Annotated in this window: 20 protein-coding genes; 12 read left to right on the plus strand and 8 right to left on the minus strand. The window is 66.0% G+C overall.

Going from position 1 to position 20,608, the window contains the following annotated elements; all coding sequences use genetic code 11:
• Positions 1–111 precede the first annotated feature (111 nt).
• The 4 genes from fumC (at position 112) to OKW52_RS12680 (ending at position 3,577) form a co-directional block, all read left to right on the plus strand.
• Positions 112–1,506, plus strand: coding sequence for a class II fumarate hydratase (gene fumC / locus OKW52_RS12665; RefSeq protein ID WP_264506033.1), 1,395 nt, complete (start codon positions 112–114; stop codon positions 1,504–1,506).
• 135 nt (positions 1,507–1,641) lie between these two features.
• Positions 1,642–2,541: a KPN_02809 family neutral zinc metallopeptidase gene (gene ypfJ, locus OKW52_RS12670; protein ID WP_264506034.1), complete on the plus strand. Its 900-nt coding sequence runs from the start codon at positions 1,642–1,644 to the stop codon at positions 2,539–2,541.
• The gene (locus OKW52_RS12675) at positions 2,541–2,720 is read left to right on the plus strand and encodes a DUF4169 family protein (protein ID WP_264506035.1); all 180 of its coding nucleotides are present in this window, start codon (positions 2,541–2,543) and stop codon (positions 2,718–2,720) included. The genes ypfJ and OKW52_RS12675 overlap by 1 nt, the downstream gene beginning before the upstream one ends.
• Before the next feature lie 248 nt (positions 2,721–2,968).
• Entirely contained in the window at positions 2,969–3,577 is a 609-nt protein-coding gene (locus OKW52_RS12680) for a hypothetical protein (RefSeq protein ID WP_264506036.1), read from the plus strand.
• Between the two features lie 205 nt (positions 3,578–3,782).
• Here OKW52_RS12680 and OKW52_RS12685 read toward each other — a convergent pair whose 3' ends face one another.
• The 5 genes from OKW52_RS12685 to OKW52_RS12705 all read right to left on the minus strand — a co-directional run bounded on the left by OKW52_RS12685 (position 3,783) and on the right by OKW52_RS12705 (position 10,206).
• Positions 3,783–4,925: a CapA family protein gene (locus OKW52_RS12685; RefSeq protein WP_264506037.1), complete on the minus strand. Its 1,143-nt coding sequence runs from the start codon at positions 4,923–4,925 to the stop codon at positions 3,783–3,785.
• Between the two features lie 240 nt (positions 4,926–5,165).
• Positions 5,166–6,551: a glutamine synthetase family protein gene (locus tag OKW52_RS12690; RefSeq protein WP_264506038.1), complete on the minus strand. Its 1,386-nt coding sequence runs from the start codon at positions 6,549–6,551 to the stop codon at positions 5,166–5,168.
• Positions 6,548–7,924: an aspartate aminotransferase family protein gene (locus OKW52_RS12695; protein ID WP_264506039.1), complete on the minus strand. Its 1,377-nt coding sequence runs from the start codon at positions 7,922–7,924 to the stop codon at positions 6,548–6,550. Before OKW52_RS12695 ends, OKW52_RS12690 begins: the two co-directional genes overlap by 4 nt.
• 243 nt (positions 7,925–8,167) lie before the next feature.
• On the minus strand, positions 8,168–8,842 hold the full coding sequence (locus OKW52_RS12700) for a GntR family transcriptional regulator (RefSeq protein WP_264506040.1): 675 nt from the start codon (positions 8,840–8,842) through the stop codon (positions 8,168–8,170).
• A complete protein-coding gene (locus OKW52_RS12705; protein WP_264506041.1) occupies positions 8,842–10,206 on the minus strand; it encodes a formimidoylglutamate deiminase in 1,365 nt (454 codons plus the stop codon). The genes OKW52_RS12700 and OKW52_RS12705 overlap by 1 nt, the downstream gene beginning before the upstream one ends.
• An 82-nt stretch (positions 10,207–10,288) precedes the next feature.
• Between OKW52_RS12705 and hutI the strand changes: the two genes are divergently transcribed.
• Genes hutI through hutU form a run of 4 tightly spaced genes read left to right on the plus strand, consistent with a single transcriptional unit; the run spans position 10,289 to position 15,467 of the window.
• Positions 10,289–11,458: an imidazolonepropionase gene (gene hutI / locus OKW52_RS12710; protein ID WP_406622303.1), complete on the plus strand. Its 1,170-nt coding sequence runs from the start codon at positions 10,289–10,291 to the stop codon at positions 11,456–11,458.
• The gene (hutH, locus tag OKW52_RS12715) at positions 11,452–12,969 is read left to right on the plus strand and encodes a histidine ammonia-lyase (protein ID WP_264506042.1); all 1,518 of its coding nucleotides are present in this window, start codon (positions 11,452–11,454) and stop codon (positions 12,967–12,969) included. The genes hutI and hutH overlap by 7 nt, the downstream gene beginning before the upstream one ends.
• On the plus strand, positions 12,966–13,769 hold the full coding sequence (gene hutG / locus OKW52_RS12720; protein WP_264506043.1) for an N-formylglutamate deformylase: 804 nt from the start codon (positions 12,966–12,968) through the stop codon (positions 13,767–13,769). The genes hutH and hutG overlap by 4 nt, the downstream gene beginning before the upstream one ends.
• Positions 13,770–13,787: 18 nt before the next feature.
• Positions 13,788–15,467 (plus strand): urocanate hydratase, encoded by a 1,680-nt coding sequence (gene hutU / locus OKW52_RS12725; protein WP_264506044.1) that lies wholly within the window; start codon positions 13,788–13,790, stop codon positions 15,465–15,467.
• 168 nt (positions 15,468–15,635) lie between these two features.
• Here the strand turns inward: hutU and OKW52_RS12730 are convergent, their stop codons facing one another.
• From OKW52_RS12730 to OKW52_RS12740, 3 genes are read right to left on the minus strand one after another with little or no spacing between them, the layout of a single operon-like run.
• On the minus strand, positions 15,636–16,610 hold the full coding sequence (locus OKW52_RS12730) for an NAD(P)-dependent alcohol dehydrogenase (protein WP_264506045.1): 975 nt from the start codon (positions 16,608–16,610) through the stop codon (positions 15,636–15,638).
• A complete protein-coding gene (locus tag OKW52_RS12735; protein WP_264506046.1) occupies positions 16,600–16,755 on the minus strand; it encodes a helix-turn-helix transcriptional regulator in 156 nt (51 codons plus the stop codon). The genes OKW52_RS12730 and OKW52_RS12735 overlap by 11 nt, the downstream gene beginning before the upstream one ends.
• Complete coding sequence (locus OKW52_RS12740; protein ID WP_264506047.1) at positions 16,752–17,255, minus strand: hypothetical protein; 504 nt, start codon at positions 17,253–17,255, stop codon at positions 16,752–16,754. The genes OKW52_RS12735 and OKW52_RS12740 overlap by 4 nt, the downstream gene beginning before the upstream one ends.
• A 179-nt stretch (positions 17,256–17,434) precedes the next feature.
• Between OKW52_RS12740 and OKW52_RS12745 the strand changes: the two genes are divergently transcribed.
• The 4 genes from OKW52_RS12745 (at position 17,435) to nrdR (ending at position 20,544) form a co-directional block, all read left to right on the plus strand.
• Entirely contained in the window at positions 17,435–18,721 is a 1,287-nt protein-coding gene (locus OKW52_RS12745) for a lipoprotein-releasing ABC transporter permease subunit (RefSeq protein WP_264506048.1), read from the plus strand.
• Positions 18,714–19,403, plus strand: coding sequence for an ABC transporter ATP-binding protein (locus OKW52_RS12750; RefSeq protein ID WP_264506049.1), 690 nt, complete (start codon positions 18,714–18,716; stop codon positions 19,401–19,403). The genes OKW52_RS12745 and OKW52_RS12750 overlap by 8 nt, the downstream gene beginning before the upstream one ends.
• Before the next feature lie 108 nt (positions 19,404–19,511).
• Positions 19,512–19,937 (plus strand): L,D-transpeptidase, encoded by a 426-nt coding sequence (locus OKW52_RS12755; RefSeq protein ID WP_127103894.1) that lies wholly within the window; start codon positions 19,512–19,514, stop codon positions 19,935–19,937.
• 139 nt (positions 19,938–20,076) lie between these two features.
• Complete coding sequence (gene nrdR, locus OKW52_RS12760) at positions 20,077–20,544, plus strand: transcriptional regulator NrdR (protein ID WP_264506050.1); 468 nt, start codon at positions 20,077–20,079, stop codon at positions 20,542–20,544.
• Positions 20,545–20,608: the final 64 nt, after the last annotated feature.

The raw sequence follows: 20,608 nt of genomic DNA on the forward strand, positions 1-20,608 counted from the left end.
ACGGCAAGAAGCAGCCGAGACGTTTCAGTGGTTTGCATACAAAGGTATGCCGATTGATTTTCCCGCGCGCTCTGGCTAAGAGGGCGCAAACCCATGCAGGAGAGTGCCGCCATGACCGCCACCCGCACCGAGACCGACAGCTTCGGTCCGCTGGAAGTTCCCGCCGACAAATACTGGGGCGCGCAGACCCAGCGCTCGATCCTGAACTTTCCCATCGGCTGGGAGCGTCAGCCGGTGCCGATCATCCGCGCGCTTGGCGTGGTGAAAAAGGCCTGCGCGATGGCCAACAAAGAGCTGGGCACGATGGACGCCCGCATCGCCGACACCATCATCGAAGCCGCCGGCGAAGTGATCGACGGCAAGTTCGACGACAACTTCCCGCTGGTGGTCTGGCAGACCGGTTCGGGCACCCAGTCGAACATGAACGCCAATGAGGTGATCTCGAACCGCGCGATCGAGATGCTGGGCGGCGAGATGGGCTCGAAAAAGCCCGTCCACCCCAATGACCATTGCAACATGGGGCAGTCCTCGAACGACACCTTCCCGACCGCGATGCATGTCGCCATCGCCATGCAGGCGCGCGATGTGCTGCTGCCGGGGCTGCGCAAACTGCACGATGCGCTGGCTGCCAAGTCGGAAGAGTTCAAGGATATCATCAAGATCGGCCGCACCCACACGCAGGATGCGACCCCTCTGACGCTGGGTCAGGAATTCGGCGGCTACACCCATCAGGTTAAGAAGGGCATCGAGCGGGTCGAGTCCTGCCTTGGTGACATCTACGAGCTGGCGCAGGGCGGCACGGCGGTCGGCACCGGGCTGAACACGCAAAAGGGCTGGGCCGAGATGGTCGCCCGGAACATGGCGCAAATCACCGATCTGCCCTTCGTCACCGCCCCCAACAAGTTCGAGGCGCTGGCCGCGCATGACGCCATGGTCATGTTCTCGGGCGCGCTGAAAACCGTCGCCGCCTCGCTGTTCAAGATCGCCAACGACATGCGCCTGCTGGGCTCCGGCCCGCGCTCGGGTCTGGGCGAGCTGATCCTGCCGGAAAACGAGCCCGGCTCGTCGATCATGCCGGGCAAGGTCAACCCGACGCAGGCCGAGGCGCTGACCATGGTCTGCGCGCATGTCATGGGCAATGACGCGGCGGTGGGTTTTGCCGGGTCGCAGGGTCATTTCGAGCTCAACGTCTATAACCCGATGATGAGCTATAACGTGCTGCAATCCATGCAGCTCTTGGGCGACTCGGCATCGGCCTTCACCGACAACATGGTGGTGGGCACGCAGGCCAACATCGCGCGCATCGACAAGCTGATGAAGGAATCGCTGATGCTGGTCACGGCGCTGGCCCCGACCATCGGCTACGACAACGCCACCAAAGTCGCCAAGACCGCGCATAAGAACGGCACGACGCTGAAAGAGGAAGCCATCGCTCTGGGCTTCGTCGACGCCGAAACCTTCGACCGGATCGTCCGGCCCGAGGATATGATCGGCCCGAAGGGCTGATCTGACGCGAAAGACAGGGAAGGGCGGTCCGTGCGGCCGCCCTTTTGCATGCGCAGGAACCGCAAGGCCTGTCCCGGCGTTTGACATTCACCGGGGCTGCGGCAACATGACCCCCGCAGGGTGGAGAAACCGAACATGCAATGGCGCGGCAAGAGAACCAGCAGCAACATCGAAGACCGCCGCCGCTCAGGCGGTGGGCGCCGCTCGGGCGGGTTGCCGGGCATCCGCATCGGTGGCGGTGGCGGTCGGCGCGGCGGTGGGCTGGGCATCGGTGCCACGATCATCGTCCTGCTGATCGGCGCTTATTTCGGTGTGGATGTGTCAGGCCTTGTCGGCGGTTCGGGCAGTGGCCCGGTCGCCAGCGCGCCGCAGCAAAGCGGGCCGAACACCATCGACGACGATCAGGAAGCCTTTGTCGCCACCATTCTGGCCGAGACCGAACAGGTCTGGACGGGGATCTTCCAAAGCTCGGGCCAGCGCTATACGCCCACCACGCTGGTGCTATATCAAGGCGGCACCGCCTCGGCCTGTGGCATGGCGCAATCGGCGATGGGGCCGTTCTATTGTCCCGGTGACCGCAAGGTGTATCTGGACACCGACTTTTTCCGCGTCATGGAGCAGCAGCTGAACGCGGGCGGCGAGTTCGCCAATGCCTATGTCATCGCCCATGAGGTCGCGCATCACGTCCAAAACCTGACCGGCATTCTGGGACAGGTGAACGCCCAGCGCGAACGCGCCAGCGAACGCGAGTCGAACGCATTGTCCGTGCGGATCGAGCTGCAGGCCGATTGCTACGCCGGGGTCTGGGCGCATGGTGCCGCCGACCGGCTGGCGGTGACCGAGGCCGACATCCGTCAGGCGCTGGCCACCGCCGCGCGCATCGGTGACGACGCGTTGCAGCAGGCATCAGGGGGCCGCGTGGTGCCCGACAGCTTCACGCATGGTACGTCCGAGCAGCGCCAGAACTGGTTCTTCGCTGGCTACCGCGCGGGCGATCCGGCGCAATGCGACACGTTCCGCGCTGCGAGCCTGTAATGGCCAAGGTGATCAACCTGCGCACCCGGCGCAAACAGGCCGCACGCGACGAGGGCAGGGCGCAGGGTGCCGTTTCCGCTGCCAAGCACGGGGTGAGCAAGGCGCAGGCCTCGCTTGAGGCGGCGCGGGCCGACAAGGCGCGGCGCGATCTGGACGGGCATAAACGCGAACAGGACTGACACGGCTCGGGCAGACAGCGGGTCAGGGTGCGCGTCGGACTTCCTCTGCGCTGACGCTCACGGCATCCCTGAAGACGCGTATAGGGCAGCAGGCCCGTTCGGGCGAAGCTCGCCTTACAGGACAGTCCACCTTGAGAATGTCGGGATGGATGACGCGACGCTCATAGCAGCAATTAACCCAAATAGGGGATGCAGCTTTTGATCTGCCCTCGAAAGATGTCTGGAACAGTCAATCTTTGGAGGCCTTTATGGATCGTCGACTTTTTACCGCCAGCGCATTTGCCACTTTTTTGGGGGGCACCGGATTTGGTGTGGTCGCACTGAGCCCGCGTGCGGCATTTGGGCAACGTCGTGACGTGAACCCGATTGCGACCGTTTCGGTCAGAAGCGCGCGGTTTGAGGCCACGATTTATCAAGGACGCACCGCGAGCGAGGCGTATCTCATGACGCGCTCGGGCGGGCGCGAGCAATGGCAGGTGATCACGCTCCCAAGCGGTGCGCAGCAAGCGGCGCAGGTGATGCTGAATGAAGGCGGGGTGACGCTGACCGTTGGCGCCGGGGCTGCGAGTCAGGATCTGCAAGCGGCGTTTCGGATGCGGGGCGCGGACCTGCAGTTCACTCTCAGCGGCGGCGACAGTCGGTTCGACGGCGTTGTGAGCCCGGTTCCGGGGGCCGAGCCATCCGATCAGTTTCTCGGACTCATCATCGCGATGATTATTGGCGCGATCCTACCCTTTGTGTTTACACACGGCATGATTGCGATCGACGATTACATTCAGTCGAGATCGCGCTGCCGGGGCGTCGGGTGCTCGATGCAATATCCTCCTGCCCGCTATGTGCCCAGCCCAATTCGCTGATGTGCCAGAGCCACCGCCAGACTGTCTAACACATGGCATGGCGGAAACCGGCATGATGTTCTCCGCGGCCAGCGAACGACTGGCCGCGGGGAGGCTTAATCCTTCCAGCGCTTTGTCGGTGAACGCACCGCCGGTACGGATGCCCGATAACTTCGCCGTGAGGAAATTTCAGGGGATTTTCGGAGTTAACCATCGTCCAGCGGTCTCAGCGGCTTTGCTGAAGCGTCGGCGCGGCGCGGCGGTCCGTACACTCGGTCACCGCGCTCAGATCGCGACCCGGGATCAACCGCGCCAGCAACGCGCGCCCCGCCGCCCCGCGCGGATCATTGCCCAGACGGACCAGCAGCGGATCCGTGCCGTCAAACACCATCTGCAGCGGCAGATACCCGGCGCCGCCGACCTGTGGCCCCTGAACCCCGGCGCAAAGATCCAGCCAGACCAGCGGCGCGGTCGCCTGTTCCAGCGCCGTCTGGGCCGAGATGAAATTGCCGGTCGAATAGATCACCGGAACAACGCCCGCAGGCCCGTCGATCATCTCCCACGGTTGGGGCACATGCGGATGCGTCCCGATCACCGCCATCGCCCCGGCCTGTACCAGCGCACGGGCGAGGCTGCGTTGCTGCGCGTCCGGCTCCAACGCGTATTCCCGGCCCCAATGCGGGAACACCATCACCCCGGCACCGCGCGCAACCTCCGCCCGCACCGTCGCCAGCAGCCCCGCCCGGTCGTCGTAACAGCGCGGCACCTGACCGCGCGGATCGGCAAGGCCGTTGGTGGAAAAGCTGCAGCCGATCAGCGACACCACGCCCACTGGCGTGCGCAACCGCAGCGGTTGCCAGCGCGTCTGGCCGCCGCGAGCCGACCCGACATGCGCCATGCCTCCCGCATCCAGCGCATCCAGCGTCGCCTCCAGTCCCGCCGGACCCCGGTCCAGCGCATGATTGTTGGCCGTTGTCACGATGTCGACCCCGGCCTCTCGCAACGCCGAGATCAGCATCGGGTGATAGTTGAACACCGGATATTCGGTATAAACCTCGCCATCGAACACCGGCCCCGGATCGGCCACCCGCCTCCCGCCGCGCGCAAAACCGGCGGCGACCGGCCCCTCCAGATTGGCCAGCGCCAGATCCGCGCCCCGCAACAGGGGCACCGCCGCCGCCCAGAGCGTCTCGAACCCCCGCGCATAGCCGCGCCAGGCCAGCGCCTGATGCACCAGCACATCGCCGACAATCGCCAGACTGACATGCGCACCGCCCGAACAGCTATTCACCGCAGGCAGCGCGCGCGGCGCACAGACCTGCGCGCCAACGGGCGAGGCAAGGCAAAGGAGAAGGGCGAGCAGACGCATCGCCCAACAGGACCATCTCCCCCAATCCCGTCAACCGCGCCCATCATCTGTCCCCAAATATCCACGGGGGTTTCCAAAGGGGGAGCGTGCTCCCCCTTTGGCGAGGGGGCCCGGGGGGCGAGCAGCCCCCCGCCTTCTCTAAAAGCAACGGGGCGAGTAGCCCCCCGCCTTCTCTAAAAGCAACGGGGCTGCGCGCGCCCCCCGCCTTTTTCCGCAAACAGGGGGCGCGCGCAGCCCCCGCTAAACCCGGTGCAGATAAAGCTCGTACTCAAGCTCGGGGATCGCCCGCGCCACCCGCGCATATTCCGCCGCCTTCACGGCGGTGAAGGTCCGGTGCATCTCGTCCCCCAGCGCGTCCTTCAGGAACGCCGATCCCTTGGCCGCCTCTATCGCGCTGCGCCAGTCGCGCGGGATGCCGCCCGCGTTGCGGTCATAGCCATTGCCGGTCGTCTCGGCCCCCGGATCACACCGCTGCGCGATCCCCAGCCGGATCCCGGCCAGCACGGTCGCGGCGACCAGATAGGGGTTTGCGTCCACCCCGGCAGGCCGGTGCTCGATGCGCCGGGCCTTGCCATCGCCTGCCGGAATGCGCAACGCGACGGAGCGGTTGTTGACCCCCCAGGTCGGCGCGACGGGTGCATAGGACTGGTTGGCAAACCGCCGCCACGAATTGGCGTGCGGGGCAAAGACCAGCATCGATTCGCCCATGGTTTGCAACAGCCCGCCTATCGCGTGGCGGATGGTGTCCGTCCAGCCCGCGCCGGGGGCTTCGGCGAACACATTGCGCCCGGTCTCGTCGCGCAGCGACACATGCAGATGCATGCCCGAACCTGCATGATCTTCCATCGGCTTGGCCATGAAACAGGCCACCACCCCATGCCTGCGCGCCTGCGCGCGCACGATGCGCTTCAGGCGCACCAGATCATCCGCCGCACGCAGCGGATCGTCGCGGTAGCGCAGGGTCAGTTCGTATTGCCCCGGCGCGTATTCCGAGATCAGCGTCTCGGCCACGATCCCGGCCAGTGCCGCCCCGGCGTAGATGTCATCAAACAGGGGCTGCATGCCGATCAGATGATCGACCGAATACACCTCGGTCCGCGTCGAGCGCCGCCCGTCCACCACATCACCCGCAGGCTGCACGCGGCCCTGACCGTCGCGCTCGGGCGCGAGCAGGAAGAACTCCAGCTCGAACGCTGCCGAGGCGTGCAAACCCATCGCCGCCAGCGCCTCGACCTGCCGGTTGAGCGCATGGCGGGGGGCCGACAGCATCGGCGTGCCGTCCAGATGGTACTGGCCCAGCAGCAACTCGCCGCGCGCCGGGTCGGTGCCTTGCTGCGCCGTCAGCGATCCCGGCACCGGCCAGGCGCGCAGATCGCCGTCGCCTGCCTCCCAGATCAGGCCGGTTTCCTCGACGTCCTCGCCGACAATATCCAGCCCAAGGATCGAGATCGGCAAATGCCGTCCGCTCTCATAAATGGCCATCAGCTCATGGCGCCGAATGATCTTGCCGCGCGCGATGCCGTTGGAATCGTGGAGCAGGATATCAACGGCCTGCACTTCGGGGTGAGCCTCGAGAAAGGCGTGCGCTTCGGCAGGGGTGGCACCCGAGGGGCAGGTCTGGGTCATGCGGTCAACTCGCTGAGGATTTCATCAAAACCGGCAATCAGCCGGTCGATTTGCCGCTGTCTGGTCACCGGCGAGACCAGCATCATGTTATGGAAGGGCGCGATCAGGCAGCCGCGGTTGAGCAGACCCAGATGCAGCGCCGCCTCCAGCTGCGGCGCATGGGCGGCAGCGGCGTCCGCGCCATTGCGCAGCGGGCCGGGGGCGCAGATGAACTCGACACGCGCGCCGACCCGCGCCACATGCCAGGGCAGGGCGTGATGCGCGATGACGCCGCTGAGCCCGCGCGCCAGGCGCCCTGCACCGGCCTCCATCGCCGCATAGGCCTCCGGCGTCATCACCTCGGCCAGGGTAGCCTCCAGCGCGGCGAATTGCAGCGGGTTGCCCGACAGGGTCGTGCCCATGCCTGAATGGCCCGACGGGCGCGCGGCATCATAGGCGGTGAAGGCCTCGGCCACCGCCTCGGTCATGCCCCAGACCGCCGTCGCCACACCGCCCGCCACGCATTTGCCGACGACGAACAGGTCGGGTGACAGCCCGTGTACGCGGGTATAGCCGCCAAGCCCCGAGGATTGCGTGTGCGTCTCGTCGATGATCAGCAGCGTGCCGTAACGCTGGGTGAGCGACTTGAGCCCGCGGTGAAATCCGGGCGCGGGCAACACCATGCAGGAGTTGGTCATCACGGGCTCTGTCAGAACCGCCGCCACCTCGCCACTGGCAAGGGCCGCCTCAACGGCACCCAGATCGTTGAATTCGACGCAGACCGCCTCGGCCGCGATGTCGAACACCTGACCGACCAGGCCGGGCCGCGCCACCGTCCGGCCGCCCTCCAGCGCCACCATCGTGTCCTGCAAGGTGCCGTGGTAGCAGCCGTTGAACACCAACACCTTGCGCCGACCGGTCACCGCCCGTGCCACGCGCAAGGCGTTGCGGTTGGCGTCGCTCGCGGTGGTGGCGATCTGCCAGACCAGAGGGCCAAAGCGCTCGCACAACAACCGCCCGGCGCGCAACGCGGCCTTGGAGGGCAGCATATAGGTCAAGCCGCACCGCGCCTGCCGCCGGATCGCCCGCGCGACCGGGGCTGGCGCGTGCCCGAACATCGACCCGGTATCGCCCAGACAGAAATCGTCGATCTCGAACCCGTCCGCATCGGTGAGTCGCGCTTTCTGAGCGCGCTTGACGACCAAAGGAAAGGGCGAGGGCCAGTCACGCATCCAATGCATCGGCACACCGCCGAGCCATGCCTGCGCGCCCTGATCCAGCAAGCGCCGGGTCTTTGGCCGCGCACGCGCAAATCGCGCGCTCTCGCGGTCCTTGAACGCATCGAGACGCTCTGGCGATACGCCATGGATCGGCAAGTGGGGATCAGGGGACATGGGACTCTCCAGCGCAATAAATTTGATCATATTGTACCGCGCGAAACTTGCAATGGTCTGCTTGGCCCGCGTGCAGCGCCCGATTGATACCGGGCAAGGGGGCTAGCCCCCCTCTGCGCGCAAGCGCGCATTCACCCCCAGGATATTTGCAGAGCAAAGAGGGGCATTAAGGCTTTGTTAACCTGCTTCTTTGCTCTGCAAATATCCTCCGGGGGATCCAAGGGGGTGGAAAACCCCCTTGGCCTAGAGTGCCGCCTGGACCCGGTGCCCGGGGGCATAGACCAACCGCACCCAAGTGATCGGCCCCTCGCCGCGGGTTTCGCGGTCGAGAGCCAGGAGTGCGTCGCCTTCACGGCATCCCAGTGCGCGGGCCAGATCCAGCGTCGCCGACACGGCGTGGAACGCCAGCGTTCCTTCGGCGAAGCTGACATTGCCGACCAGCCATTCATTGGCGCTGAGTGTCTCGAAACTGACCCCCTCGACCAAGACCGGATTGAGCCAGCGATCCTCGAGGCAAAAGCCCGCGCCGTCAGCGGTATGCAGGGCGGTGACATGCCGCAGCGGTCCGTCGCCCATCCGGCTGCGCAACCACTCGGGCGCGGGTTCCAGCCTGTCGCCCAGCACGCGGTATCCGGGCACCTGACCGCGTGCCTCGATATCCTGACGGATGATCGCGATGCTGAAGGTCGCCTTGCGCACCGGCGTCAGCGGGACACGGGTGCCGCCCTTTCGGCGGCGCTCCAACAACCCGGCCTCGGCCAGATCGCGCAGCGCGCGGTTTACCGTGGCGCGCGCGCAGCCCAGTTCCTCGGCCAGCGCGGCCTCGTCCGGGATGCGGTCCCCCGGTGCCCAGATCCGCGCGCGGATGCGTCGCAGCGCCTCGTCGCGTACGTCCTGCCAGCCGGTTCCACCGCTCATCACACCGCCTTCAGCCGTCGCATCACCCTGCGGTACCCCGCTTCGATCGCGTCACGCGCCACATGCCGTCCGGCCTGCACCACAGGCCGTCCGCCCGACCAGACATCGCTCACCGCACGGTCGTCGCCCGCAAAGATCCACGCATCGAGCAGCGCATCGCCCGCGCGTCCCTCGAGGTCAACCCCGCCCGTGTCCAGCGCCAGCAGATCCGCCAGCGCGCCCTCGCGCAGCGCCCCCGCATCGCGCCCTGCCGCCTGCGCGCCCCCTTGCGCCGCGCCGTCCAGCAACACCCGCCCGGTCGAGTGCTCCACCGTCGCCAGTGCCGCCCGCGTATGGTCGCGCAGGCGCTGCGAATGGTCCAGAACGCGCAGCTCCTCGCTCAGCGTGATGCGGATGTTGCTGTCCGATCCGATGCCGAACCGCCCGCCTGCCTGACCCCAGGCCACGCCGTCAAAGATCCCGTCGCCCAGCGAGCTTTCGGTGATCGGGCACAGCCCCGCAACCGCCCCCGTCGCCGCCAATGCCAAGGTCTCGGCCCGCTGCATCTGTGTGCAATGGATCAGACACCAGCGCGCATCCACCGAGGCATTCGCCAACAGCCACTCCACCGGCCGCGCGCCATGAAACGCCTGTACTTCCTCGACTTCCGCGATCTGTTCGGCCAGATGCATGTGCAGCGGCGCGCCGGGGCGCAACGCCGCGCAGCCTGCCAGCTCCTCGGGCGTCACGGCCCGCAGCGAGTGTGGCGCGATGCCCAGAGCCGCGTCACCGGGCAGGGCGCGCAGCGCCGCCTCGGCCCCCTCGACCAGCCGCGCGAACCCGTCCAGATCGTTGCCAAACCGCACCTGACCCGGTCCCAGCGCCCGCCCGTCGCAGCCGCCCTGACTGTAGAGCACCGGCAGCAGCGTCAGCCCGATCCCGCTTTGCTGTGCGGCCGCCACGACCCGCGTCGCCATCTCGGCCCGGTCGACGTAAGCCACACCGCCGGGCGCGTGGTGCAGATAGTGGAACTCGACCGAGGCGCCATAGCCCGCCTCCAGCATCTCCATTTGCACAAACGCCGTGATCGCCTGCACGTCATCGGGCGTCAACTGGTCCAGAAACCGGAACATCAGCTGGCGCCATGTCCAGAAACTGTCCTGCGCCGAGGGGCCCCGCCGTTCGGTCATCCCCGCCATGGCGCGCTGAAAGGCATGCGAATGCAGGTTGGCCGGCGCGGGAAGCAAGACGCTCAGCCGCTGGTCGCCGGGGACCGGGGCCACGCCGGTCTCGATCCGGGCGATGCGGGACCCGTCCAGGGTGACCGCGACGTCGCGCGCCCAGCCCGTGCTCAGAAGCGCCTGTTCGGCCCAAAGTCGGCTCATGCGGATTCTCCGTTGACGGCGTTATTAAGTATATACATATTATCCGCATCCCTGACGGAGTCGCAAGATGGAATCGCCAGACCTGATCCTCTCGAATGCCCGCCTCGCCCCCGGTTTTGATGACCGGCGTGGTGCCGTGGCGATCGGCGGCGGGCGCATTCTGTATGCCGGGCCCGAGGCCGGACTGCCACTGGACGGCCCGCGCCGTGACCTTGGCGGGCGGCTGGTGACGCCCGGTCTGATCGACTGCCACACGCATCTGGTCCATGGCGGCCACCGCGCGCGCGAGTTCGCTTTGCGGCTGGAGGGGGCGAGCTATGAGGCGATTGCGCGGGCAGGGGGCGGGATCGTCTCCACCGTTTCCGCAACCCGCGCGGCCTGCGAGGACGCGCTTTATGCACAGGCTGAACCGCGTCTGAAGGCGCTGCTGGCCGAAGGGGTGACAACGGTCGAGATCAAGTCCGGCTATGGGCTTGATACTGATACAGAGCTGAAAATGTTACGCGTTGCCAGAGCTTTGGGTCAACGCCTCCCGGTTCGTGTGCTCACCACGTTCCTCGGCGCTCACGCCTTGCCGGAAAGCCATAAAGAAAAGCCAGACGTTTATTTGTCTGACATCTGCATCCCCGCCCTGCGTGCGGCCCACGCCGAGGGCCTTGTCGATGCCGTCGACGGCTTTTGCGAGGGGATCGCCTTTACCGCCGACCAGATCGCCCAAGTCTTTGACGTCGCGCTTGAGCTGGGCCTGCCGGTCAAACTTCACGCCGAGCAGCTCTCCCACCTTGGCGGCACCGCGCTCGCCGCCCGCTACAACGCGCTCAGCGCCGATCATGTCGAATACGCCACCGATGCCGACGCCCGCCTGATGGCTGCCTCGGGCACCGTTGCCGTCCTGCTCCCCGGTGCCTTCTATACGCTGCGCGAGACGCAACTGCCGCCCGTCGCCGCTTTCCGCACCCACGGCGTCCCGATGGCCGTCGCCACCGACGCCAACCCCGGCACCTCGCCGCTGACCTCGCTGCTGATGGCGATGAACATGGCCTGCACGCTGTTCCGCCTCACCACCGACGAGGCCCTGCGCGGCACCACCGAACACGCTGCCCGCGCGCTGGGGCTGACCGACACCGGCCGCCTTGCCCCCGGCCTGCGCGCCGATCTGGCCGTCTGGGACGTGCACGACCCGGCCGAACTGGCCTACCGCATCGGCTTCAACCCGCTTCACACCCGTTTTCTGGAAGGCCGCGAATGCTGACCCTGACCCCCGGCGCCACCACGCTCGCCCAGCTCGAAACCCTGTTCCGCCAAGGTCTGCCCGCCCGCCTGTCCGACGACTGCCGCGCGCCTGTCGCCGCCGCCCACGCGCAGATCCAAGCCGCCGCGCAGGGTGAGGCTGCGGTTTACGGCGTCAACACCGGCTTTGGCAAACTCGCTTCGGTCAAGATCGCCGCGCGCGACACCGCCACCCTGCAGCGCAACCTGATCCTCAGCCATTGCTGCGGCGTGGGCGAACCGCTCGACGCGGGGACAACCCGCCTGATGATGGCGCTCAAGCTGCTCAGTCTGGGGCGCGGAGCCTCGGGCGTGCGCTGGGAAGTCATCGCGCAGATCGAGGCGCTTCTGGCCCATGGCATCACGCCCGTGGTCCCGTCACAAGGCTCGGTCGGCGCGTCGGGCGACCTCGCGCCGCTGGCGCATATGACCGCCGTGATGATCGGCGCGGGCGAGGCGCTGGTAGACGGCCAGCGCATGAACGCCGCGCAAGCCCTTGAAAGGGCAGGGATCGCGCCGTTGACCCTTGGCCCGAAAGAGGGCCTCGCGCTGATCAACGGCACGCAATTCTCCACCGCGCTGGCGCTGACCGGCCTGTTCGACGCCTGGCGTCTCGCACGTGGCGCACTGCTCACCGGGTGCCTGTCCACGGATGCGATCATGGGCTCGACCGCGCCGCTGCAAGAGGCGATCCACGCCCTGCGCGGTCACCGGGGCCAGATCGAGGTTGCCGCCACGATGCGCGGGCTGATGGCCGGATCGGTGATCCGCGAGAGCCACCGCGACGGCGACACCCGCGTGCAGGATCCGTATTGCATCCGCTGCCAGCCGCAGGTGCTGGGCGCGTCCATCGACCTGCTGCGCTTCGCGGCGACGACGTTGGAAACCGAAGCCAACGCCGTCACCGATAACCCGATCGTCACGCCGGAGGGCATTCTCTCTGGTGGCAACTTTCACGCAGAACCCGTTGCTTTTGCTGCTGATATCATCGCTTTGGCTCTGGCCGAGATCGGCGCGATCGCGCAGCGCCGTGTCGCGCTGATGGTGGATCCGACGCTCAGCCACGACCTGCCGCCTTTCCTGACGCCCGAGCCGGGCCTGAATTCGGGCTATATGATCGCTGAAGTGACGACTGCCGCTTTGATGAGTGAAAACAAACACCTTGCGAACCCTTGTTCAACCGATTCCACCCCTACCTCTGCCAATCAGGAGGACCATGTCAGCATGGCCGCCCATGGCGCGCGGCGGCTGGGCCGGATGAACGCGAACCTGTCGGTCATTCTGGGGGTCGAGGCGCTGTGCGCCGCCCAAGGCATCCACTACCGCGCGCCCCTGACCACCGCGCCGCGCCTTGGCCAAGCCATCGACGCCCTGCGCGCCCATGTCCCGCCGCTGGCCGCCGACCGCTACCTCGCGCCCGAGATCGAGACCGCAGCGTCCCTGATCCGCACCGACGCATTGGCGCAGGCTGCCGGGCTGGAGTTCGACCTGTGACCCCGGTCGAGGTATTTGAAGGCGACAGCCCGCTGATCCTCGGCCTGCCGCATACCGGCACCGATCTACTGCCTGAGATCTTCGCCAAGCTGACCCCGCGCGGTCAGCTTCTGGCAGATACCGACTGGCATATTCACACACTGTATGAAGGGCTTATCCCCGACGCCACCACCGTGCGCGCCACGTTCCACCGCTACGTCATCGACGCCAACCGCCCGCCCGACGGCGAAAGCCTGTACCCCGGCCAGAACACCACCGGGCTGGTCCCGCTGACCGATTTCGACGGCGAACCGCTCTGGCTGACGGCGCCGGATGCCGCCGAGATTGACGCCCGCAGGCAAGCCTACCATGCGCCCTATCACGCCGCACTGGCAGCGCAGGTAGCACGCGTCAAGGCGCGGCACGGGGTGGCGATCCTGTATGATTGCCACTCGATCCGGTCGCGCATCCCGTACCTGTTCGACGGCGTGTTGCCGGATTTCAACATTGGCACCGTGGGCGGCACGTCCTGCGATCCGCTGATTGAGTCTCAGGTTTCGGATCATTGCACCGAAGCAATGGGTTACACCGCGATCCTCAACGGTCGCTTCAAGGGCGGCTGGACCACGCGGCACTACGGCCACCCCGCCCAAGGCGTACACGCCATCCAGATGGAACTGGCCCAATCCACCCATCTGGCGACCGAAGCACCGCCCTTTGCCTATGACCGCGCCAAGGCCGAGGCCCTGCGCCACCACCTGCGCGCGATCCTTGGCGATCTTGTCGCTCTCGCCCCCAAACTTCGCGCTGCAACGCGCTGAACTTACGAGGTTTCCGCCATGACCAACCCCCGCCACAACACCCGCGACATCTTTGCCCCGACCGGCCCCGAGATCACTGCCAAATCCTGGCAGACCGAGGCTGCGATGCGGATGCTGATGAACAACCTGCACCCCGACGTGGCCGAGAACCCGCATGAACTGGTGGTTTATGGCGGGATCGGACGGGCGGCACGGACGTGGAAGGATTTCGATCAGATCGTCAGCAGCCTGAAATCGCTGGAGAATGATCAGACGCTGCTGGTGCAGTCCGGCAAGCCGGTCGGCGTGTTCCAAACCCATGCCGATGCGCCCCGCGTGTTGATCGCCAACTCGAACCTCGTGCCGCATTGGGCGACGTGGGACCATTTCAACGCCCTCGATAAGAAGGGGTTGATGATGTATGGCCAGATGACCGCCGGGTCGTGGATTTACATTGGAACTCAAGGCATTGTGCAGGGAACTTACGAGACATTTGCGGAGGCCGGACGCCAGCATTTTGGCGGCGATCTGACCGGAAAATGGATCCTGACCGCCGGTCTGGGCGGCATGGGCGGCGCGCAACCACTGGCGGCAGTGATGGCCGGGGCCTGCTGTCTGGCGGTGGAATGCGACGAGACCCGTGCCGATTTCCGCATCCGCACGCGCTATTGCGACGCCAAAGCCCATACACTGGACGAGGCGCTGGCGCTGATTGCCGACTGGACCGCCAAGGGTGAGGCGAAATCGGTCGCCCTGATCGGCAATGCCGCCGACATTTTCCCCGAACTGGTGCGCCGGATGAAAGCGGGTGACGTGCGGCCCGATATCGTCACCGATCAGACCTCGTCCCACGATCCTGTCCATGGATACCTTCCGCAAGGCTGGAGCGTCGCCGAGTGGCGCGCCAAGCAGGAAAGCGATCCCAAAGCGGTGGAGCGCGCGGCGCGGGCGAGCATGAAGGTCCAGGTCGCGGCGATGGTGGATTTCTGGAACGCGGGCGTGCCGACGCTGGATTATGGCAACAATATCCGTCAGGTAGCGCTGGATGAGGGGTTGGAGGATGCCTTTGCCTTTCCCGGTTTCGTGCCCGCCTATATCCGGCCGCTGTTTTGCAAGGGCATCGGGCCGTTCCGCTGGGTGGCGCTGTCGGGTGACCCCGAGGATATCGCCAAGACCGATGCCAAGATGAAAGAACTCTTCCCCGACAACACCCATCTGCACCGCTGGCTGGACATGGCCGCCGACCGCATCGCGTTTCAGGGCCTGCCCGCACGGATCTGTTGGATCGGGCTGGGGGACCGGCACCGGGCGGGTCTGGCCTTCAACGAGATGGTGCGCAAGGGCGAGCTGAAAGCGCCGGTGGTGATCGGGCGGGACCATCTGGATTCAGGCTCGGTCGCCTCGCCCAACCGCGAGACCGAAGCCATGCAGGACGGCTCGGATGCGGTGTCGGACTGGCCGCTGCTGAACGCGCTGCTCAACACCGCGTCAGGCGCGACCTGGGTGTCGCTGCACCATGGCGGCGGGGTTGGCATGGGGTTCTCGCAGCACTCGGGCATGGTGATTGTGTGCGACGGGACGGCGGATGCCGACCGGCGACTGGCGCGGGTGTTGTGGAACGATCCGGCGACCGGGGTGATGCGCCACGCGGATGCGGGGTACGAGATCGCGCTGGACTGCGCGCGGGAACATCAGCTGGCGCTGCCAGGGATTTTGTGAGGGCAGGTGCCGGGGGGCTGCCGCCCCAGGTTTACGGGGAGTGCGGGGGACTGCCGCCCCAGGTTTACTGTTAGTGCGGGGGGCTGCCGCCCCCGGGCCCCCGCTTCAAGGGGGACGCACGCGCCCCCTTGAAAATCCCCCCGTGGATATTTTCGGACAGAAAATGCGCTAGAGCGTGACGACGACATTGCCGTGTTTGTGGCCGGTTGAAGCGTGCAGGTGCGCCTGTTGGATGTCGGTCAGAGGCAGCGCTGTGATCGGTGGGCGGTAACCTTGGGCGTGGAAGGCCAGCGCGCGCGTGAGGGCGGCTGGGGTTTCCTTTGTGACGCCCGCGAGAAGCTGGTGCGTTCCGCGCCGTGGACGCAGGTTCGCGCCGAGTTGGCCCTTCAGGTCTGCGGTGATCAGGGCAAGGCGGCCACCATCGGCCAGCAGCGGTTTGGCCCGGGAATAGGGCAGGGTGCCTGCCACATCGAGAACAACGTCAAAAGGTCCGGCGGGCAAGGGCCGGGCGTAATCGGCGGTGAGGTCGGCGCCGAAGCGACGGGCGAAATCGTGGTTCGCGGGGGAACACACAGCGGTCACCTGCGCGCCCAAGTGTTTGGCCAGCCAGACGGCGGCGATACCGACAGCACCGCTGGCGCCGTTGATCAGAACCCGCTCGTCAGGCTGCAGCTTTGCCTGGTCGAGGAGGAAATCCGCAGCGGTGAGCAGGCCGAAGAAATACCCGGCGGCCTCCTCGGGCGTCAGCGTGTCGGGGCGGCGGGTCAGCCGACCATCTGCGGGCATGGTGCAATACTCGGCCCCCGCGCTCAGGCGCATGCCCGGCGTGATGCCCATCACCGCATCGCCGACCGTCCAGCCGGTGACACCGTCGCCCAAAGCCGCCACAACACCGGCAAACTCACGCCCCTGAATGGGGCGGCGCGGGCGGGTCAGGCCGAAGATCAGCCGCATCAGCCCGCCCATGCCGCGGGGTACATCAAGACCGCGGATGCGGGCATCGCCCCGGGTGACGCCAAAAGCGGCGGTCCTGATCAGCAGCTGCCCCGGTCCGGCCACCGGGCGCGGCAGGGTTTCGATTGCCATCACCTCGGGCCCGCCATAGCGGCGGGCGGTGGCGGCGCGCATGGTTTCACTCGACATAGGTAAACACCTCCTCCAGCGGGCGCTCAAAAGCCCGGGCTATGCGAAACGCCAGATCCAGCGTCGGCGCGTATTTGCCCGCTTCAAGGGCGTGGATCGTCTGGCGGGTGACACCGACGCGCTCGGCCAGTGTTTTTTGCGTCATCTCGCCCGCGTCAAAGCGCAGGCGGCGGATGGTATTGGTAATCTGCGCCACGCTTCAGCCCCCAGCCCATAGCGCAGCAGCTTGGCGGCATTGCCGCTCAGATCGCCCAGGGCGAAGGCGCCCAGCATCAGGTTCAGCGCCAGAAAGGCGCTTGCCCCCCAGGCCAGTGCCGCCAGCGCTGCAACGAAGCCGGCCGAGATGACGATCGCCGTCACCTTCCAGCCCCAGCCGGTGATCATCCGGTCCCGCTCGTCGACCAGATCATCGAATTTGGCGCGGGTGGTGGCGTGATAAACGACGGCCAGCAGGACGGTAACCACGATGCTGACACCAATCGAAGCGGGGATCATCCACAAGACCTGACGCGCCCAGAGGGTCAACCCCTCGGGGCCGTCGAACGCGCCGGCGGCGTGGCGGGTGACGATCATCCAGGCGAACAGCGCCACCACGATCAGGGACGATACGAGTTCAGCGACGATGCTGCGTTGGGTGAAGGACATGGGGGCGCCTTTGGTGTCGAATCAACGCGACATCAGGTAATGTCAGGCGTACACAATGTAAAGTGAAACGTACACAACACAGCCGTGATCCCGTCCCCCCTTGACCAGACCGGGCTTTCAACCGACTTTGCGCACGCCTCGCGCAGAGCCCTGCGCCCCCTCGCCGGAAATCCCGTCTCATGAGCGCCAAGACCCCGCCCTTCGCCGCCTTCGAATGGACGATCGCCTGGCGCTACTTGCGCGCCCGCCGCGCCGAGGGCGGTGTCAGCGTGATGACCGTGATCTCGCTGGTCGGCGTCGCGCTGGCGGTGTTTGCGCTGATTGCGACGCTGGCGGTGCGGTCGGGCTTTCGGTCGGAATTTGTCGATACCATCCTGGGCTCGAACGCCCATGCGACGGTGTATTATTCGACCAGCGTGACCGAGAACGGCCAGACCAGCCGCACCATCGACGACTTTGCCGATCTGGCCGAGCGGCTGGCGGCGGTGCCCGGCGTGGTCGGCACGGCGCCTCTGGTCAAGGGACAGGTCATGGCGACCAGCGATGGCCGCAATGCGGGGGTCGAGGTGTTCGGCATCCGCTATGACGATTTGCTCACCATCCCACGCATCGCCCATTCCGACCGGGCGCGCGGCGACATCACCCGGTTTGATGAGGGGATCGCCATCGGTGAGGGCGTCGCGCGTGAGTTGCAGGCGTCGGTCGGTGACCGCATCCGCATCATCTCGCCCGAGGGGGCGCGCACGGCGTTTGGCACCTCGCCGCGGGTGAATGCCTATGAGGTGGTCTATATCTTCAGCGCCGGGCGCTATGATATTGATCGCACACGGGTTTACCTGCCCTTCACCGAGGCGCAGAGCTTTTTCAACCGCGACGGGGTGGCGGATGAGATCGAGGTGATGCTCGAGCGCCCCGAAGACGTCGAGTCGATGGTCTATCCGCTGATGCAAGCCGCAGGCCCGCGCGCCATGGTCTGGACGTGGCGCGACAGCGCCGGGTCGTTCCTGCGCGCGCTGGATATCGAGGATAATGTGATGTTCATCATCCTGTCCATTCTGGTGCTGATCGCGGCGATGAACATTATTTCCGGGCTGATCATGCTGGTGAAGAACAAGGGCCGCGACATCGGCATCCTGCGCACGATGGGCCTGTCCGAAGGTTCGATCCTGCGGGTGTTTTTCCTGTGTGGCTCGCTGGTGGGGGTCGTCGGCACCGGGATCGGGGTGATCGCGGGGTGCCTGTTTGCGCTTTATATCGATCCGATCTTTGGCTTCGTGAATTACCTCTCGGGTGGGGGTGTCTGGGATGCGTCGATCCGGGGCATCTATGCGCTGCCGGCGGAGCTGAGGCTGGTTGATGTGCTCAAGGCGGTGTCGCTGTCGCTGGGTCTGTCGTTTATTGTCACCATCTTCCCGGCCCGTCGCGCGGCACGGATGAACCCGGTCGAGGCGCTGCGCTATGAGTGAGACAACGCTGCTTCTGGACGGGATCTCGAAAAGCTACAAAGGCGCTGTGGGCGGGCCGGTGACGGTGCTCAAGGAAGCCTCGATCGCGCTGAAACGCGGCGAGGTGGTGGCGCTGGTGGCCCCCTCGGGCGCGGGGAAATCGACGCTTCTGCATATCGCGGGGCTGCTGGATACCTGCGATGCCGGGCGGGTGGTGATCAACGGGACCGATATGACCAGGCTGGGCGACAACGCCCGCACGGCGGCGCGGCGGCAGCAGGTCGGGTTCATCTATCAGTTTCACCATCTTCTCCCTGAATTCACCGCCGCCGAAAACATCATCCTGCCGCAACTGGCCAATGGCGTGCCCAAGGCCCAAGCCCGCGACCGCGCCGCCGACCTTCTGGCCAGCGTCGGCCTGTCACCGCGCGCAGGGCACCGGCCCGCGCAGATGTCTGGCGGCGAGCAACAGCGCGTGGCTTTCTGCCGGGCGATGGCCAACCAACCCAGCGTGCTGTTGGCCGATGAACCCACGGGCAATCTGGACCCTGACACCTCGGATCAGGTGTTCAGCGTGCTGATGGAGCTGGTGCGCGACACCGGGCTGTCGGCGCTGATCGCCACGCATAACCTGCAACTGGCTGCCAAAATGGACCGCGTTCTGCGGCTGGATGCGGGCAGAATTGTCACGGCGCAGGCGTAGTTAAGCGAAAAACCGCCTGAAATCTTGACTCCTCCCCCTGTGATTACCGAACTGGACCCAGGCGCTGCCACGCCTTTATGAGTCCCAGTCTTCAACCGGGGGGTTGATATGAAGTTAATTTTGCAGGCCGTTTTTGCGGCCAGTGTCTTTTTTGCGCCGATTTCCGCCAAAGCCGAAGCCATCGTTGCCCGCGTCAGCGTCGAGGCGCAAACGATGCATGTCTATATCGACGGCATGCTGCGCTATGAATGGCCGGTGTCCACGGCGCGGTCGGGCAAGTACACGCCGCGCGGCGAATGGACGCCGCAATGGCTGTCGCGCTGGCACCGCTCGTCGCTCTACAACAACGCGCCGATGCCCTACGCCATCTTCTACAGCGGCGACTATGCCATCCACGCCACCGACGCCGTCAGCCGTCTGGGCCGCCCCGCCAGCGCTGGCTGCGTGCGCCTGCATCCTGACAACGCATCGTTGCTGTTTGCGATGGTGCAGGAGCAGGGCATGGAGAACATGCGTGTGGTCGTCGTCGACTGAGGTTTGAGTCCCGATTGCAAAAGGCCCGCGACCCTGATCTTGGGCCCGATCTGGGGTTCGCCTTTTTGCTCTACCCAAGGTTTCGCGGTTTCCCTATAGTCCAAGTGGATTTGCTGACACCCACCCCGAGGGAGAGTTCATGCGCTGCCCGTTCTGCGGAAACGTCGATACCCAGGTCAAAGACTCCCGTCCCGCCGAGGACCATGTGTCGATCCGCAGGCGGCGGTTTTGCCCGGCCTGTGGTGGCCGCTTTACGACCTATGAGCGCGTGCAGTTGCGCGATCTGGTGGTGGTGAAATCCTCTGGCAAGCGCGAACCGTTTGATCGCGACAAACTGGAACGGTCGATCCGCATTGCGATGCAGAAGAGGCCCATTGAGCCGGAACGCACCGAGCAGATGATTTCCGGCATCGTGCGACGGCTGGAAAGCATGGGCGATACCGACATCCCCAGCCGGGTGATCGGCGAGATCGTCATGGAAACGCTGGCCCGCATCGACACCGTGTCCTATGTGCGCTTTGCCAGCGTCTACAAGAATTTCCAGGCTGCGGATGATTTTGACAAGTTCGTATCGGAACTGCGTCCGCCGGTTCTGAACGAGGATTGAGGGGGCAAGGGGGGCCTTCTGCCCCCTCTTCGGCTGACGCCGAATTCACCCCCGAGCGTATTTT

Source organism: Pararhodobacter zhoushanensis, from assembly GCF_025949695.1.
Lineage (GTDB): Bacteria > Pseudomonadota > Alphaproteobacteria > Rhodobacterales > Rhodobacteraceae > Pararhodobacter > Pararhodobacter zhoushanensis_A.